This is a genomic window from Domibacillus sp. F004, from assembly GCF_057814295.1.
Genome location: NZ_JBVATB010000003.1, coordinates 1 through 15469, shown reverse-complemented (window position 1 = coordinate 15469; position 15469 = coordinate 1). Strand labels below are relative to the sequence as shown.

Below are 15469 nucleotides of genomic sequence, written 5' to 3'. Positions count from 1 at the left end.
AGATAGGGATCCGTTATAATAAAGAATATCGATATGAAGAGGGCTGTGAGACATATGGTGAAAGAAAAAGCAGCAGTCATTATTGGGCCGACTGCGTCTGGAAAAACGGACTTAAGTATATATATTGCAAAACAGTTAAACGGTGAAATTATAAGCGGTGACTCCATGCAAATTTACCGGGGACTTGATATTGGAACGGCAAAAGTGACGGAAAAAGAAATGGATGGTGTCCGGCATCATTTACTCGATATAAAAAATGTGGATGAAACCTTTTCAGTGGCAGAATTTCAACAGCTTGCACGGGAGAAAATAGCGGATATCGATGCGCGGGGGAAATTGCCCATCATATGCGGCGGAACAGGACTATATATTCAATCTGTTTTATATGATTATCAATTTGCCCAGGATGGCAACGATGAATCGATTCGCAAAGAGTTAGAAAAGGAAGCGGAAAATGCTGGTGCTGAGGCCATTCATAAAAAGCTGCGTGAAGTGGATCTTGTATCTGCAGAGGCTATTCACCCAAACAATGTACGCCGAACAATTCGTGCACTCGAAATTTTTTACACGACCGGCCGTCCGGCATCTGAGCAGCAAAGCAGCAAAAAACTTGAGGCGAAATATGATAGCGCGATCGTCGGACTGACAATGGAGCGGGCGATGCTATATGAACGGATTAATAAACGGGTCGATAAGATGATGGAATCGGGTCTGCTAGAGGAAGCAGAAAGGCTGTATAACCTCGGGTTAAAAGACCTCCCCGCTGTTCAAGCGATTGGTTATAAAGAATTGTTTGGCTATATAAAAGGCGAGCAGCAGCTGGAGGAAGCAGTGGATTTATTAAAACAAAACTCGCGCCATTACGCGAAGCGGCAGTTGACATGGTTTCGCAATAAAATGGATATTGAATGGGTGGACATGACAGATGAGGCATTGCGTAGTGAAAAAAAACAACAAATTTGCGCGTTGCTGGCAGGAAAGCTTAATCTAAAATAGAATAAGTATTAATGGATACAGATAGAAAGAGGAGGACGAAGCATGAAACAGCCTATTAACATTCAAGATCAATTTTTAAACCAGCTGCGCAAAGATAGCACAATGGTCACAGTTTTTTTATTGAATGGATTCCAGCTCCGCGGACTTATTAAAGGATTTGATAATTTTACGGTACTGGTTGAAACAGATGGCAAACAGCAGCTCGTTTACAAACATGCCATTTCGACATTTGCTCCTCAACGCAGCGTCAGTTTAAATTTTGATGAAGTCAGCTTACAATTGGATAAACAATGACGATGTGAATGAAGACCCGCATAGATGCGGGTCTTTTTTTTATTTCAAAGCATACAATTGAAGCAAAAGGGGGCTGTTGGCATGAAGCAGATCAATCAGCCAGGCCGCATTCATGTCGTCTTTCAGCCGAAAGAAAAAATGGCACCGGCTGCAGAACCAGAATGGCACCGTCATCCTGCTCACGAGATACTTCTCGATATTGAAAAAGAGATGGAACAATTGATCGGCCTTGCCGATTTGAAAATACTTATTCGTGAATTATACGCAACAGCTTATATTAATCAAAAGCGAATTGAAGCCGGTATTCAAACGAAAGGGCAAATGCTCCATATGCTGTTTACAGGCAACCCGGGCACAGGAAAAACAACGGCTGCCCGCATTATCGCATCGATGTTTAAACGGCTTCATATTCTTGAAAAAGGGCATTTTATCGAAGCAGAGCGAGCTGATCTCGTTGGGGAATATATCGGCCATACAGCACAGAAAACACGTGATCTCGTAAAAAAAGCATTAGGCGGTGTTCTGTTTATTGATGAAGCTTATTCACTAGCACGCGGCGGTGAAAAAGATTTTGGCAAAGAAGCAATCGATACACTTGTGAAACAAATGGAAGATCATCAAAATGACTTTATTTTGATTTTGGCAGGATATCCAAGAGAAATGGCACACTTTTTAACGCTTAATCCAGGATTGCAATCTCGTTTTCCCATTACGCATCATTTTGTGGATTATACGGTGGATGAGCTGTACCAAATAGCAGAACAGAGCGCACGCGAAAAATGGTACGAAATCGATTTGGCCGCGAAACCAATTTTGATGGAAAAAATAGCGGAAGAAAAAAGAAAGCAAGGATTTCGTTTTGCGAATGGCCGTAACATGCGAACGATGATCGAGAAAGCCGCAAGAAAGCAGGCGATTCGTTTAATGAAGCAAACAACACATTCTAAAAAGGATTTGAAACTGTTGAAAGGAGAAGATTTCGAATTGTCGAAATAATGATGTTTGTGGTAAAATGTCGAAAAGGATGATGATAATGAAAAAGAAACCCGTTAAAGAAAGAATCATTGAAACGGCCTTAATTATGTTCGAACAACATGGCTACCACGGTGTAACGGTCGATCAGATTGTTGATGAATGCGGTACGTCAAAAGGCGGCTTTTATCATAACTTTAAATCAAAAGATGAACTGCTTTATCATATTCATGACGTATTTATTTCATATTTACTTAATAAAGCGAAGGAATCACACGATAAAGAAACCGATCCTGTATCGAGATTATGTGCGATCATCACATCATTTACAAGAATTTTTGACTTGTATAAACCGCATATTACGGTGTTCTATCAGGAGAGTACGTATTTGAAAGGTGATTTTGAAGAGCGAATTAATGAAAAACGGGATGAATACCGTAAACTGCTTCTTCAGGTCATTCGTGATGGGCAGGCTACCGGTGATTTTCGTCAAGAAGTACCCGCTGAAATTTCCACAATGGCGATTATGGGAATTATTAACTGGATGTATAAATGGTTTAAAAAAGATGGAGAACTTTCCATCGAAACGATTGCTTGTATCTTTAACGATATGATGATTCATTCATTGCTGACAGAAGAAGCGATGAAATCAGGAAGAGGCGATAGATTTTTGTTGAAAACAGAGCCAGTGTGATCCAGGCTCTGTTTTTGTATGTGGACCAATCTCTCCATATCTATTCAACTTACGCATGTTCTGCCTATTAGCAAAAGAAAAAGCACCTGCTTAATCTGGGTGGATGCTCAAATTTATAGTTTTATTGTTCGTTTAGGTAAATGCCAGCTATATTTATAGGAAAGAATACGTAAAGCCGTTATAAATAGGAATAAAATAAAGATTTGTACGGGTGACTGTACAATGTTTAGCGCAATAAACATGCCGGCAAGCGCCGCCCACACACCATACACCTCATCTCGTAAAAGAGTTGGTTTCCGCTGAGCAAGCACATCGCGGACAAGTCCGCCGCCGCTTCCGGTTAACACCGCTGCCACGACAACGGCACTGAGCGAATGTCCCATACCTACTGCGTACAGCGCGCCTTGAATAGCAAACGCAGATAGCCCAATCGCATCAAATAAGTTGCCCCATACAGGCCAGTAGCGGAGCAGGTTTTGTGGAAATAAAACGATGACTGTTATCGATAATATCGCTACCGTAAAAAATTCACCTTGTCCCCATAGAGTTGAAACAGGAACATCAATTAATAAATTTCGGATCGCTCCACCGCCAAATGCGGTAATCATTCCTAGTACATATATGCCAAATAAATCGTATTCTTCTTCCATCGCAACGATTGCGCCCGAAATCGCAAAGGCAAATGTTCCAATGATTGTTAATACATCCCACGTAATATCCATTTTGAACCTTCTTTCATCAAACATGTAAATGTTCGGCTTTATTATAATCCATCATTCGACGAGCGGCTATTTTTCTTTTAAGAAAACGATGATTTTGCTATGATGGAAAAAGTGAACAAGAAAGAAGGACTATAACGATGAATACTATATTTGATTTACTAAAAAATGGAGCTGTTATTCGTGAAAAAGCAGAGGAAGCGGAACGGAAAATTATAGATGTTCATGAACAAATAGAGCAGATGGCCGAATACAACCAATTTCGCGTTTTGCAAAGTTTTCAAAAAAACCAAGTGAGTGATTTTCACTTTACACCATCTACTGGCTACGGGTACGATGATTCAGGCCGCGATACGCTTGAACGTATATATGCAGACGTATTTGGCGGTGAAAGTGCGCTCGTGCGTCCGCAAATTATTTCCGGCACACATGCCATTACGATCTCCTTGTTCGGCATTTTACGTCCAGGCGACGAGCTGCTCTACATTACTGGAAAACCGTATGATACACTCGATGATATTATAGGCATAAGGGAATCTTCAAACGGTTCATTGCGGGAATTTGGAATTACATACAACCATGTTGACCTTAAGGAAAACGGGCGGCCTGATTTTGAAAAAATTCGTACAAGTATAACAGACAAAACAAAAATGATTGCGATTCAGCGCTCCAAAGGCTACGCGGTCAGACCCTCTTTTACGATAGAAGAAATCGAAGAAATGTGTCGCTTTGTGAAAGGTATTAAACCATCTGCGATTATCTTTGTTGATAATTGCTACGGTGAATTTGTTGAACAAAAAGAACCGCTTCATGTAGGTGCGGATCTGATTGCGGGCTCATTAATTAAAAATCCAGGAGGCGGTCTTGCCAAAATAGGGGGCTACATCGCGGGGAAAAAAGAATATGTAGAAAGCTGTTCTTATCGCATGACATCTCCAGGGATAGGTGCAGAAGCAGGAGCGAGTCTTTACAGTCTTCAAGAAATGTACCAAGGATTCTTTCTCGCGCCGCATGTCGTGGCTGAAAGTTTAAAAGGGGCGATATTCACTTCAGCACTGTTAGAGCTCTTTGGGATGAAAACAACGCCATCATGGAGCGAGAAGCGCACTGATCTTATTCAAGCGGTTCAATTTGATGACAGAGACAAAATGATCGCGTTTTGTCAGGCGATTCAATTTGCCTCACCGGTTAACTCGCATGTTACACCATACCCAGCATACATGCCGGGCTATGAGGATGACGTTATTATGGCAGCAGGCACTTTTATACAAGGAGCAAGCATTGAACTTACCGCAGATGGTCCACTGCGTCCACCATATGCAGCATATGTGCAAGGGGGACTTACGTATGCTCATGTAAAAATTGCGGTAATAAGTGCGATCGATCATTTAATTGAAAAAAATCATCTATAAAAAAATTCTCCTTAAATAGGAGAATTTTTTTATGTAACAAAACATAACATTAACTTGACAAATTAAGTAACATATTTTAAAGTAAAAGCATCAGATAAAGAGGAGGGGAAAACATGAGCAGCCATATTCGCCGGACAATGCCACTTTTTCCAATGGGAACTGTTATGAAACTAACCGAATTATCAGCAAGGCAGATTCGCTATTATGAGCAGCATCATTTAATTACCCCAGATCGTTCTGATGGAAACCGGCGACTTTATTCATTGAACGATATTGACCGTCTGCTCGAAGTAAAAGACCTACTCGATCAGGGGATTAATATCGCGGGAATTAAAAAGATTTTACTAAAAGATGAATCCCAGACAGAAAAATTGGAAACAAAAGAAAGTGATGAAAAACCGAAGAAAGTGTTCACTGATGAAGAATTGAGAAAACTGCTCCGGAAGGAATTAATCAATGCTGGACGTTTCAATCGCTCTTCAGAAGTGGAAAAACGGTTTTTTCACTAATCTTTTGCCATAAAAGGTTTTACATTTTTGAGGAGGAGTGAATAAACATGAGCAAATATACTCGCGAAGACATTAAACGGTTGGCTGGAGAAGAAAACGTGAAATTTATCCGTCTTCAATTTACGGATATTCTAGGTACAATTAAAAACGTTGAGATTCCAGTGAGCCAACTTGATAAAGCACTCGACAATAAAATGATGTTTGACGGATCTTCTATTGAAGGTTTTGTTCGTATTGAAGAATCAGACATGAATCTTTATCCGGATCTTGACACATGGGTGGTATTCCCTTGGACAGCTGAAAAAGGAAAAGTAGCGCGTCTTATCTGTGATATTTATATGCCGGATGGCACACCATTCGCAGGGGACCCGCGTACAAACTTGAAGCGCGTGTTAAAAGAAATGGAAGAGCTTGGTTTCACAAATTTCAACCTTGGTCCTGAGCCTGAATTCTTTCTCTTTAAATTAGATCAAAATGGAGAGCCAACACTTGAATTGAACGACAACGGTGGTTACTTTGACCTTGCACCGACAGACCTTGGCGAAAACTGCCGTCGTGATATCGTACTGGAGCTTGAAGAAATGGGCTTTGAAATTGAAGCATCTCACCATGAGGTAGCACCTGGTCAGCACGAAATTGATTTTAAATATGCGGATGTTGTAACAGCATGTGATGAGATCCAAACGTTTAAATTGGTTGTTAAAACGATTGCCCGTAAACACGGTTTGCACGCAACGTTTATGCCGAAACCATTGTTCGGTGTGAATGGCTCTGGTATGCACTGTAACATGTCTTTATTCAAGGACGGCAAAAATTCCTTCTTCCAAGAAGACGGCGAACTTCAATTGAGTGAAACAGCATATCAATTTATTGCGGGTACAATTAAACACGCAGAAGCATTTACAGCTATTACAAATCCGACTGTTAACTCATACAAGCGTCTTGTACCTGGTTACGAAGCACCTTGTTATGTGGCGTGGTCTGGCCAGAACCGAAGCCCATTAATCCGTATTCCGGCTTCACGAGGCATGAGCACACGTGTAGAAGTACGCAGTGTCGACCCGGCAGCGAACCCGTACCTTGCTATGGCGGTTCTTTTGAAAGCGGGTCTTGACGGAATCAAAAATCAACTCACTCCGCCGCCAGCAGTAGACCGGAACATCTATGCGATGGACAAAGAAGAGCGCGAAGCAGAAGGCGTACGTGACCTTCCAGCAACACTTGATGCGGCACTTATAGCCCTTAAAAAGAGCGACACAATCAAAGATGCACTTGGTGAGCACATCCTTGAGCATTTCATTGAAGCGAAAGAAATTGAATGGGATATGTTCCGCACACAAGTACACCCTTGGGAACGTGAACAATACCTTACAACGTTTTAATCAGCTGAACCCCTTGAGCCAACTGGCTTCGAGGGGTTTTTCTTTTTGTTCAAAAAAACATATTTTTAGCTTGCCCATCTCCGTTGCCCATCATTTGTCCATCTAATTCTGAAAAAAATTCAATCCAGAAAATCTTTCGTATAATCCTCGAAGCGGCTCATTTGCGTTTCTTCCATCTTTTTAGACACATGAGCATACACATCGGCTGTAATCGCCATACTGCCATGACCTAAACGTTCCTGTACAATTTCATATTGGCAACGGACTCAAGTTGCAACACGGCATGTGTATGACGCAGGGAATGGAATCGGAAGAGATGGAAGTCCGGCACGAGTCGAAATGCGGGAGAACGCATTAAATAAGGTTGATTTTGGCATGAAATTACCATCATCTCGGTACAAGACTAAATTTAAATCATGGTGATATTCTTCGTCCAGTATGAGTTTGTGTTGATTTTGATGCCTAGCGTGATGTTGCAGCGCCTGAATTAGAGAATGGCTAACAGTGATGGTTCGATTGGATCGGTATGTTTTAGTGTTACCGAACAGCTCCTCTTTTGTCTTCGCTTTAAAGTCCAGTGTTTTTGTGATTTATTGTAGCGTGAATCTGTTGCAAATATGTTGATATAGATTCCTTCACAATATTTTTCGAATTCTTCAAAACCCTGTTGGATAAGGGCCCTCCTATTCTAGGCTTTTGGTCTTTAGAATAAAACCAAAGCCATATATTTAAAAACAGACTGTCTTGAAAATTGTTTGGAAGGATATGATATTGTTAAGTCACATTACATTAGGGAGCCGTGTATATGAGAAGACAAGACAAGCGGAAAAAAAGACGAAGTAAAAGTAGCTTTTTATTAGGTTTCTTTTTAATCGTGCTGCTGGTCGGAGCGGGTATTACATTTATGTTCTATCGGTTCGTCGAAAATACGTTGAGCGGTGAAGACCTTTATTCAGACAAACGGACGGACGATGTGTCACTTCAGGATAAAGAAGGGTTTACGGTTCTTTTGCTGGGCGTGGATGAGCAGGAAGGAGACACAGGCCGTTCCGATACCATGCTGTTTATGTCCATAAACAGGGGAGACAATAAGGCGAAAATACTAAGCATTCCCCGTGATACACGTGTAGAGATTGTGGGAAAGGGCACAGAAGATAAAATTAATCATGCTTATGCATTCGGTGGTGTGAAAATGGCAGCGAAAACGGTTGAAAACTTTTTTGATGTTCCGGTAGATTATTATGTAGAAATAAATATGGAAGGCCTAGAGGAAATTGTAGATGCTGTCGGCGGTGTCGAAGTACAAAATGATTTTGCTTTTTCATATGGCGGCGATGATTTTGCTGAAGGGCGCATTACTTTAAGCGGATCTAAAGCATTGAACTATACGCGGATGAGGAAGGAAGATCCAAACGGCGACTTTGGCAGACAGGCCCGGCAGCGTCAAGTCATTGAAAGTATTTTAAATAAAGGGAATGACCTGGGAATGATATTCAGATTTACAGATGTGATGAAGGCGATTCGTGACAACGTACAAACAAACTTGTCGTTCGGAAATGTGATCGCTATTTATTCATCAACACGTGATAACCTTGAATCCCTCACAATTAATGGTAATGATGAAAGAATCGGTGGCGTTTACTATTATATAGTCGATGATGAAGAAGTATCGCGTGTATCAGATGAATTTAAAGAAGATTTGAATTTGAAATAAAGAATCAGGCTAAAAGAGCTGATTCTTTTTTCGATTGGCTCTGTTAAATCTTATTGTTGATTTAATCATCAATGTTGAAGGGGATGTTATTGGGAACTTGAATCAAAGCAAGTTGTAAATTAAGATGAATTTGCAACATCTGACTTTTATCATTTTCCGAAAGAACACCCCTTCCTCAAGGAATGTGAAGGGCGTAGCCCAGTGAGTAGGGAGGGGATGAATTTCGGTAGGCGTTAGCCTAAGCTTGTTTTTTAAGATATTCCTTAATTAATTTTTCAAGAATTTTACTAGCATCCGTTTCTTCTTTCACAGCTTGAAGTTTTAATTCTTTAATCACTTGCTCATCTAATGATGTTGTGAATTTTTTACGCATAATAAACATCTCCTTATTGAAATTTACGTATATACGTAATAATCTACAAGTACACGCCACTACGTATATACTGCGCAAAAAGGAGGTGAAAATCAATGATCATCAACAAAGCATATAAATTTCGCATCTACCCAAATCGAGAGCAAGAAATACTGATTGCAAAAACCATTGGGTGTAGTCGTTTTGTCTTTAATCATTTTCTTTCAAAATGGAAGGATGCCTACAAAGAAACAGGCCAAGGTCTGACATACAACTTCTGTTCTGCTCAATTAACACAGTTGAAAAAGGAATTGGTTTGGTTAAAAGAAGTCGATAGTGTTGCTGTTCAATCCTCTTTGAAAAACCTGGCTGATTCCTATTCAAGATTCTTCAAGAAGCAAAATAAAGCACCTCGCTTCAAGTCCAAAAAGAATGGCATGCAATCTTACAAGACAAATATTCAAGGTAAACAACAGTTACCTGAAAACATGATTCATAAGAATAAGATGAAATTGCCAAAACTCGGTTGGATCAAATTTGCCCAATCAAAGAAAGTACGAGGCCGTATCCTTAACGCTACGATTCGGCATAATCCAAGCGGCAAGTATTTTGTTTCTATTCTTGTTGAAACAGATGTGCAGCCACTAGAAAAAACAGGTTCATCCGTTGGTGTCGATATGGGACTAAAAGACTTTGCTATTTTATCAGATGGGACGGTGTATAAAAACCCCAAATTCTTTCGGACACTCGAAAAGAAACTAGCCAAAGCGCAACGTATTCTTTCTAAAAGACAGGAACAAGCGTTAAAGCAAAAGAAGCCGTTGCATGAAGCGAGGAACTATCAAAAACAAAAGGTGAAAGTTGCTCGCATCCATGAAAAAATCACCAACGCCAGAACAGACTACTTGCATAAGATCAGCACTGAAATCATCAAAAACCACGATGTGATTGGGATTGAAGATTTGCAAGTATCCAATATGCTAAAGAACCACAAGTTAGCCAAAGCACTCAGCGAAGTAAGTTGGTCACAATTCAGAACCATGCTTGAATATAAAGCAAAATGGTATGAAAAACAGGTTATAGCTGTTGGAAAAACATTTGCCAGCTCTCAACTGTGCTCTTCTTGTGGTTTCCAAAACAAAGACGTTAAGAATCTTAATTTGCGTGAATGGAATTGTCCAGAGTGCCAAACTCATCATGATCGGGATATTAACGCAGGAATCAATCTTAAAAATGAAGCATTAAGACTTCTAACCGCAGGGACTGCGGGGCTAGCCTAATTAATAACTGACGGATACGTTGGTGATCTTAGGAACCCCCCACTTCAAGCACCTCGCAAGAGGGCTAAGTGGCGGGTAGTTCAAAGTCTTAAGGAGAAATAATTATGACTAAATCTAATGAAATTCAGGAACTATATCAGGAACTATTAGATGCATGGAACAGCCGCAGCGCCAGAGCATTTGCGGAGCTGTTTACACAGGATGGAGAGAGCATTGGTTTTGATGGTAGCCAGTCACTTGGAACTGGAGAGATTTTTTTCTCACCTCAATCCCATCTTTGAAGATCATCCAACTGCCAAATATGTAAGCAAAATTAAAAGCACGAGTTTTCTATGTGATGATACCGTTCTTTTACGTGCTATTTCAGGCATGATACCTCCTGGACAATCTGACATCAACCCTAAAGTCAACTCGCATCACACTTTAGTTGCCGTTAAAACAGAAGGAAATTGGCGTATTAAACTCTTTCAAAATACACCAGCTCAATTTCATGGAAGACCTGAGTTAGTTGAGCAAATGACAGAGGAGTTAAGGCAGCTGCTCAGTTGAATAACAGAAGCATCGTAAAGGCGCATCTTTTAGACATTTGCTTTTAAAAAAATAAAAACCCTTCAAGAGTTTTTATTTTTCATCTTAATTCAACTAAAGGGTACGTTAGTTTAAGAGGTGAAACATAAAATTCGGTTTCGAATACAACATAAATATAATTATGTTGTATTCGAAAAAAGCTCCGATTTTAAAATGGGAGCTTTTTGGGTTGTGTCATAAATTTAAAATTATGAAACGGTTTTTTGATCAACTGATTTATTCCATTTCCCAGGGTTCGTGTTATCTGGGATCACTTGATTAATAATATCGAGGTAATGATTTGCTTTGTCTTCCATGTACTTGGCTCTTAATTTGGCTTCCTCCAACTGAGCAAAGGCCACGGCTTTTTGTTCTAAAATTATTTCACAGCGTTGCTGAATGGTAGAATCGCCTTCCAAACATAAATCTACATAAGTTTTGATGGTTTTCACTGACATACCACATTGTTTCAGATATTTTACACCTGTAAGCCAATTGATGGATTCTTCATCAAAAAGACGATTGTTATTTATGTCACGTTGTAAATTTGGCACTAACCCCTTATCAGAATAGTATCGAATGGTGTGTTCAGTCACACCAAGTCGCTTAGCCACTTCTTTTACAGTATACATTACAAGCCCTCCTTGAAAAAACTTATATCAAAATTATTCGAATCTCTTGCCTTCGTGTTACTCGAAGGTGATAGGCTTATAATAGTTCAGGTTACTTAAATTGTAAATCCTAGAAACATAAGATGTAGATGGAATGAAAATGAGTGATTGAACACATGATATTTTAAAAAAACAGGAGGCTTCATATGCAAAAAGTAATTTTAAACAATGGTGTTGAGATGCCTATACTAGGATTTGGTGTTTACCAAATTCAAGATGCAAATCAATGTGAACAAAGTGTTTATGACGCTATTATGGCAGGCTATCGTCTGATTGATACTGCTGCCGCTTATGCAAATGAAGATGCAGTCGGCAAAGCAATTAAACGCAGTGGTGTGCCAAGAGAGGAAATATTTATTACGACAAAACTCTGGGTTCAAGATGTCGGTTATGAGAATACAAAGAAAGCTTTCGCAAAGTCACTGGAACAATTACAAGTGGATTATTTGGATTTGTATTTAATTCATCAGCCGTTTGGTGATATCTATGGTGCTTGGCGTGCGATGGAGGAATTGTACCGTGAAGGAAAGATTAGAGCAATCGGAGTGAGTAACTTTCAGATGGACCGTTTGATGGATTTAATGGTCCATAATGAAGTAGTCCCTGCCGTAAACCAGGTTGAAACACATCCTTTCTGTCAGCAAATCGAAAGTGCTAAATTCATGAAAGAGAACAATGTTCAGATTGAGTCCTGGGGACCTTTTGCGGAAGGAAAAAATAACCTCTTCCAGAATAAAGTCTTAGCATCAATTGCTGAGAAATGTAATAAATCCGTTGCCCAAGTCGTTTTACGTTGGTTGACACAAAGAGGAGTCGTTGCAATTCCAAAGTCTGTGCATAAAGAAAGAATCATTGAAAACTTTAATATCTTCGACTTTCAATTAAGCGTGGAAGATATGGAGGCGATTGCTACATTAGATACGAAACAGAGCTTGTTCTTCTCACATAACGATCCTGAAATCGTGAAAGCGATCGGTACCGTTAAAATTCATGATTAATTCTTTGAAAATCTAATAACAAATGCAGCATGATAGATATTATGTCGTATTCATATAGTAGACGAAAAACAGGCGCCATTCTTTTAAATAAAAGGGATGGCGCCTGTTTTGGTAGGCAGGAATGAAATGTTTTGAATATAACGTATTGTGTTGATTTTACGGTTCAATTAATTCAGAGGAATAGGCTAATCAACAGTTCGTCTAAACAGAGCCTTTAAATGGTGTACCTTTTAGACATTTGCTTTAAAAAAATGGCTCTGTTAAAGATTAATATTGATAATTACGACAAAAGGTAGAGGACCCAATGCTCTTGGATCCTCTACCTTTTGCTTTTTAGTTTTACCGTGTTTCCTAACGGCGAGACAATTGCTGTTCCGCCATTTGTACAAGGCGTTTGGTGATTTCACCGTTGGCACGCGACGGGGCATCGGCCCCGAGCTGAACACCAAATTCAGAGGCGATTTCGTGCTTCAATTGGTCGATAGCCTGCTGGGCTCCTGGGGCCAACAGTCGATTGCGATTGCTGTTTGACATGATTCAATCACTCCCTCCCTCTTGTTTTTTGTTCGCCTTGCCTTACCAGTATGGGTCGCTTCTATTCCTCTCATCCTGGCAACTTAACCAAATAGGGCTTTTTTTTAGAAAGGCTCTGTTAAGCGATAATGTTGATATTTCACCAATAGAAAAAAGACCCCAAAATGGTCCTTTTGTTTTTGTTCCTTCTTTTATTTTTATGTTGTATAAGAAGATTGCCTGCTTTTACAGAATAAAGCGGCAAAGGGAGGTCTTTCAACAAGGAGGAAGAGATCTGCTACAAGGCATGTACATTAGTGATGAAGAAGAATCGCCGTTTATCGAACAGCTCAGTTTATTTTAGGAGTGGGATGGTGTAATGAACATTGGAGATTGGGTTTTAGCAGCGTCTGGCCAGTACTGGTATATGAGTTATATCAATAGCTTTTCAAAAGATTTAGAGACGGTGCACGTGACGAAAATAACCAGGTTTGTAAAAGGTGTTCCCGAAAACATCAAACCAGCCCCAGCTACGTGCTTAATGAGTTTAATTGTGCCGTTGGATTCGTCTCTTATGAAAGAAGATTATGACGATCTTATTGATTTAGCGATTAAGTCAGGGGATCGACAATGGTTCTTGAAAGTAAGAGAAAGGATGCTGCAGGATGCGTAAAACGTTCACAAATATTGAATGAAAAAAAGCGGCTGTATTTACTACATACAGTCGCACAATATTGTATAGGTGGCTACAGCAGGGGAAGGAGGCAAAAGCTAGACTAATTCAAAAGGGTCTTACGGATAATGGGTTCCTTCCTATCAGTATCCGCCACCCATGTATGATGCTCCAATGATGATTAACAGAATGAACAAGACAACAACTAGCGCAAAGCCAGAGCCGTATCCACCAGATTTTTCACAACTCATAATTATCACCTCTTTTTAAATATAGTATGAAAAAATACAATCGAGTCTTGTACGAATGCTCCTATAAAAATAAAAAAGTGCTATCTGCAGCGAGGACGAGGGCAATAATTCGTTGGGTAACCAGGGTCCACAACAACATTTCTTTTCACGGTCGATCGTTACCACGGTTATGACGAATACGAATGAATCAAACAACAAAGAAAGGCAGCTGGATATAGTTGGTATGGTAATAGTCTTTTCTACGGAATGTTTAGAAATTGGTGAGGGGGAATTGATATATATTTTATAATTGTGCCAGGTGGATTTGGTGCATACAGCGTCGAAAGATTTGAATTGCTGGATGAAGCGAAAGATCGGGTGAAAGAACTCATTGAGACAGTCCATAGAACAGCAAAGATGGCGCAGGAAATTCCAATGAAAATCAAAGTGGAAGTGGAAGTTGAAATGTAAACAAAAAATAGCCAGGACGGAGCCTGACTGTCAATGAGGTAAGTTAATACAGGGAGTAGCTAGAGTATGACAGGAATGGTCATACAAAAAGAATATACCCGTTAATTAAAAGTTTACACATAAAAAAGCCCAGGAAATCCAGGCATCAAGCAGTGAGAAGAAGTCTATTGATAAGAGAGTCTCGCGCAATAACAGTTTAAACAATCCAGAAAAAATTATACAAAAAATTGTATTTATTCTTCATAGATTTTAAAGTCTGCTTTGCATTTGAAAACGGATAACTAACTTGTCCAGCTGTTCACTATATTTAAGGGTTTCGCTATCCGTAAATCCCTTTTTTAAACCAGTGGCGATCAGCAACTTACGCATTTCATTAATTTGAGCAGATAAGTCCCTCAGACTTAATTGATTAGACAAGATTACATTTCCCCTGTGTGAGTTTGTTTGTTTACTAAACACAACAGGAAACATCATAAGGTATTTTCTAGAAACTTACAATATATTTTACAGAAGTTTTGAAAATTTCACACATTTTGTAGAGTTAAAGGAAATATAAAAGGCTAGGACTCTGCCCAGCCGTTTAAGTAGTACTCGCAATTCTATTTTAACAGACTGGGGGCGTCCTGCGCTATGAAGATTGATCATGAAAAAATGACAGCTGAAATAGATTTGATGAGCAACAAAATGATATATGTGGTGAAGGACGGTCAGCTGATTCCGCATGAGATTATGGAGAAACAGTTGTTATTACAATGGGTGGCAAGGTGGATCGACTGGAGACTACGCAGAAACGGAAGGTGTAAGATAGAAATCTTTTTCGAGCATCCGTGGTGGACGACGTTATGGATCGTACTCATATTTGGTTGTTTAAGTGAAATTAAAATAGGCAGTCGGAAAGACGATTGATGAACAGTTGACGGAAACTGTTGACTAAGAAATATGTATCTATTAAACAGTCATGTTGATTGTCTTATTTAACCAAAGAAGCTGAGTAATTATAAAAAGATATGATAAAATAAAAG

At 39.6% G+C, this 15469-nt stretch carries 18 protein-coding genes and 1 pseudogene; 13 read left to right on the top strand and 6 right to left on the bottom strand.

What is annotated here, in order from left to right; all coding sequences use genetic code 11:
- The first annotated feature begins 45 nt into the window (after positions 1-45).
- The 4 genes from miaA (at position 46) to ACZYRN_RS08690 (ending at position 2956) form a co-directional block, all read left to right on the top strand.
- Positions 46-996 carry a tRNA (adenosine(37)-N6)-dimethylallyltransferase MiaA gene (miaA, locus tag ACZYRN_RS08705; RefSeq protein WP_488911158.1) on the top strand — a complete coding sequence of 317 codons (951 nt, stop codon included), beginning with the start codon at positions 46-48 and terminating at the stop codon, positions 994-996.
- Between the two features lie 42 nt (positions 997-1038).
- Complete coding sequence (gene hfq / locus ACZYRN_RS08700) at positions 1039-1290, top strand: RNA chaperone Hfq (RefSeq protein WP_018392428.1); 252 nt, start codon at positions 1039-1041, stop codon at positions 1288-1290.
- Between the two features lie 81 nt (positions 1291-1371).
- Entirely contained in the window at positions 1372-2286 is a 915-nt protein-coding gene (locus ACZYRN_RS08695) for an AAA family ATPase (protein ID WP_488911157.1), read from the top strand.
- Positions 2287-2323: 37 nt separating this feature from the next.
- The gene (locus tag ACZYRN_RS08690; RefSeq protein ID WP_488911155.1) at positions 2324-2956 is read left to right on the top strand and encodes a TetR/AcrR family transcriptional regulator; all 633 of its coding nucleotides are present in this window, start codon (positions 2324-2326) and stop codon (positions 2954-2956) included.
- 113 nt (positions 2957-3069) lie between these two features.
- Here the strand turns inward: ACZYRN_RS08690 and ACZYRN_RS08685 are convergent, their stop codons facing one another.
- Positions 3070-3672: a trimeric intracellular cation channel family protein gene (locus ACZYRN_RS08685; protein WP_488911734.1), complete on the bottom strand. Its 603-nt coding sequence runs from the start codon at positions 3670-3672 to the stop codon at positions 3070-3072.
- Positions 3673-3815: 143 nt separating this feature from the next.
- Between ACZYRN_RS08685 and ACZYRN_RS08680 the strand changes: the two genes are divergently transcribed.
- The 4 genes from ACZYRN_RS08680 to ACZYRN_RS08665 all read left to right on the top strand — a co-directional run bounded on the left by ACZYRN_RS08680 (position 3816) and on the right by ACZYRN_RS08665 (position 8692).
- Positions 3816-5087: a methionine gamma-lyase family protein gene (locus tag ACZYRN_RS08680; RefSeq protein WP_488911154.1), complete on the top strand. Its 1272-nt coding sequence runs from the start codon at positions 3816-3818 to the stop codon at positions 5085-5087.
- A 113-nt stretch (positions 5088-5200) separates the two neighbouring features.
- Positions 5201-5596 carry a MerR family transcriptional regulator gene (locus ACZYRN_RS08675; protein WP_488911153.1) on the top strand — a complete coding sequence of 132 codons (396 nt, stop codon included), beginning with the start codon at positions 5201-5203 and terminating at the stop codon, positions 5594-5596.
- 47 nt (positions 5597-5643) lie between these two features.
- A complete protein-coding gene (glnA, locus tag ACZYRN_RS08670) occupies positions 5644-6978 on the top strand; it encodes a type I glutamate--ammonia ligase (RefSeq protein ID WP_488911152.1) in 1335 nt (444 codons plus the stop codon).
- 805 nt (positions 6979-7783) lie between these two features.
- A complete protein-coding gene (locus tag ACZYRN_RS08665; protein ID WP_488911151.1) occupies positions 7784-8692 on the top strand; it encodes an LCP family glycopolymer transferase in 909 nt (302 codons plus the stop codon).
- 238 nt (positions 8693-8930) lie between these two features.
- Here the strand turns inward: ACZYRN_RS08665 and ACZYRN_RS08660 are convergent, their stop codons facing one another.
- On the bottom strand, positions 8931-9065 hold the full coding sequence (locus ACZYRN_RS08660; protein ID WP_488911150.1) for a hypothetical protein: 135 nt from the start codon (positions 9063-9065) through the stop codon (positions 8931-8933).
- Between the two features lie 95 nt (positions 9066-9160).
- Between ACZYRN_RS08660 and tnpB the strand changes: the two genes are divergently transcribed.
- Together tnpB and ACZYRN_RS08650 are read left to right on the top strand one after the other, a co-directional pair.
- Entirely contained in the window at positions 9161-10324 is a 1164-nt protein-coding gene (gene tnpB / locus ACZYRN_RS08655) for an IS200/IS605 family element RNA-guided endonuclease TnpB (protein ID WP_488911149.1), read from the top strand.
- Positions 10325-10428: 104 nt separating this feature from the next.
- Positions 10429-10873: pseudogene (locus ACZYRN_RS08650) on the top strand (SgcJ/EcaC family oxidoreductase).
- Positions 10874-11100: 227 nt separating this feature from the next.
- Here ACZYRN_RS08650 and ACZYRN_RS08645 read toward each other — a convergent pair.
- A complete protein-coding gene (locus tag ACZYRN_RS08645; RefSeq protein WP_488911147.1) occupies positions 11101-11523 on the bottom strand; it encodes a MerR family transcriptional regulator in 423 nt (140 codons plus the stop codon).
- Between the two features lie 185 nt (positions 11524-11708).
- Between ACZYRN_RS08645 and ACZYRN_RS08640 the strand changes: the two genes are divergently transcribed.
- Positions 11709-12560: an aldo/keto reductase gene (locus ACZYRN_RS08640; protein WP_488911146.1), complete on the top strand. Its 852-nt coding sequence runs from the start codon at positions 11709-11711 to the stop codon at positions 12558-12560.
- A gap of 351 nt (positions 12561-12911) precedes the next feature.
- On the opposite strand, the gene ACZYRN_RS08635 is transcribed toward ACZYRN_RS08640, so the two are convergent.
- Positions 12912-13094, bottom strand: a complete 183-nt coding sequence (locus ACZYRN_RS08635) for an alpha/beta-type small acid-soluble spore protein (RefSeq protein ID WP_488911145.1) — start codon at positions 13092-13094, stop codon at positions 12912-12914.
- Positions 13095-13452: 358 nt separating this feature from the next.
- Between ACZYRN_RS08635 and ACZYRN_RS08630 the strand changes: the two genes are divergently transcribed.
- Positions 13453-13746 (top strand): hypothetical protein, encoded by a 294-nt coding sequence (locus ACZYRN_RS08630; protein ID WP_488911144.1) that lies wholly within the window; start codon positions 13453-13455, stop codon positions 13744-13746.
- Between the two features lie 143 nt (positions 13747-13889).
- Here the strand turns inward: ACZYRN_RS08630 and ACZYRN_RS08625 are convergent, their stop codons facing one another.
- Entirely contained in the window at positions 13890-13997 is a 108-nt protein-coding gene (locus ACZYRN_RS08625) for a YjcZ family sporulation protein (protein ID WP_488911143.1), read from the bottom strand.
- A gap of 699 nt (positions 13998-14696) precedes the next feature.
- The gene (locus ACZYRN_RS08620; RefSeq protein WP_488911142.1) at positions 14697-14864 is read right to left on the bottom strand and encodes an aspartyl-phosphate phosphatase Spo0E family protein; all 168 of its coding nucleotides are present in this window, start codon (positions 14862-14864) and stop codon (positions 14697-14699) included.
- 213 nt (positions 14865-15077) lie between these two features.
- Here ACZYRN_RS08620 and ACZYRN_RS08615 point away from each other — a divergent pair, with 213 nt between their 5' ends.
- Entirely contained in the window at positions 15078-15353 is a 276-nt protein-coding gene (locus tag ACZYRN_RS08615) for a hypothetical protein (RefSeq protein WP_488911141.1), read from the top strand.
- The last annotated feature ends 116 nt before the right edge of the window (positions 15354-15469 follow it).

Excerpts from the sequence above, each read along its gene's own strand:
- hfq (WP_018392428.1), top strand. The coding sequence starts at position 1,039 with ATGAAACAGCCTATTAACATTCAAGATCAATTTTTAAACCAGCTGCGC.
- ACZYRN_RS08695 (WP_488911157.1), top strand. The coding sequence starts at position 1,372 with ATGAAGCAGATCAATCAGCCAGGCCGCATTCATGTCGTCTTTCAGCCG.
- ACZYRN_RS08690 (WP_488911155.1), top strand. The coding sequence starts at position 2,324 with ATGAAAAAGAAACCCGTTAAAGAAAGAATCATTGAAACGGCCTTAATT.
- ACZYRN_RS08680 (WP_488911154.1), top strand. The coding sequence starts at position 3,816 with ATGAATACTATATTTGATTTACTAAAAAATGGAGCTGTTATTCGTGAA.
- ACZYRN_RS08675 (WP_488911153.1), top strand. The coding sequence starts at position 5,201 with ATGAGCAGCCATATTCGCCGGACAATGCCACTTTTTCCAATGGGAACT.
- glnA (WP_488911152.1), top strand. The coding sequence starts at position 5,644 with ATGAGCAAATATACTCGCGAAGACATTAAACGGTTGGCTGGAGAAGAA.
- ACZYRN_RS08665 (WP_488911151.1), top strand. The coding sequence starts at position 7,784 with ATGAGAAGACAAGACAAGCGGAAAAAAAGACGAAGTAAAAGTAGCTTT.
- ACZYRN_RS08660 (WP_488911150.1), bottom strand. The coding sequence starts at position 9,065 with ATGCGTAAAAAATTCACAACATCATTAGATGAGCAAGTGATTAAAGAA.
- tnpB (WP_488911149.1), top strand. The coding sequence starts at position 9,161 with ATGATCATCAACAAAGCATATAAATTTCGCATCTACCCAAATCGAGAG.
- ACZYRN_RS08645 (WP_488911147.1), bottom strand. The coding sequence starts at position 11,523 with ATGTATACTGTAAAAGAAGTGGCTAAGCGACTTGGTGTGACTGAACAC.
- ACZYRN_RS08640 (WP_488911146.1), top strand. The coding sequence starts at position 11,709 with ATGCAAAAAGTAATTTTAAACAATGGTGTTGAGATGCCTATACTAGGA.
- ACZYRN_RS08635 (WP_488911145.1), bottom strand. The coding sequence starts at position 13,094 with ATGTCAAACAGCAATCGCAATCGACTGTTGGCCCCAGGAGCCCAGCAG.
- ACZYRN_RS08630 (WP_488911144.1), top strand. The coding sequence starts at position 13,453 with ATGAACATTGGAGATTGGGTTTTAGCAGCGTCTGGCCAGTACTGGTAT.
- ACZYRN_RS08625 (WP_488911143.1), bottom strand. The coding sequence starts at position 13,997 with ATGAGTTGTGAAAAATCTGGTGGATACGGCTCTGGCTTTGCGCTAGTT.
- ACZYRN_RS08615 (WP_488911141.1), top strand. The coding sequence starts at position 15,078 with ATGAAGATTGATCATGAAAAAATGACAGCTGAAATAGATTTGATGAGC.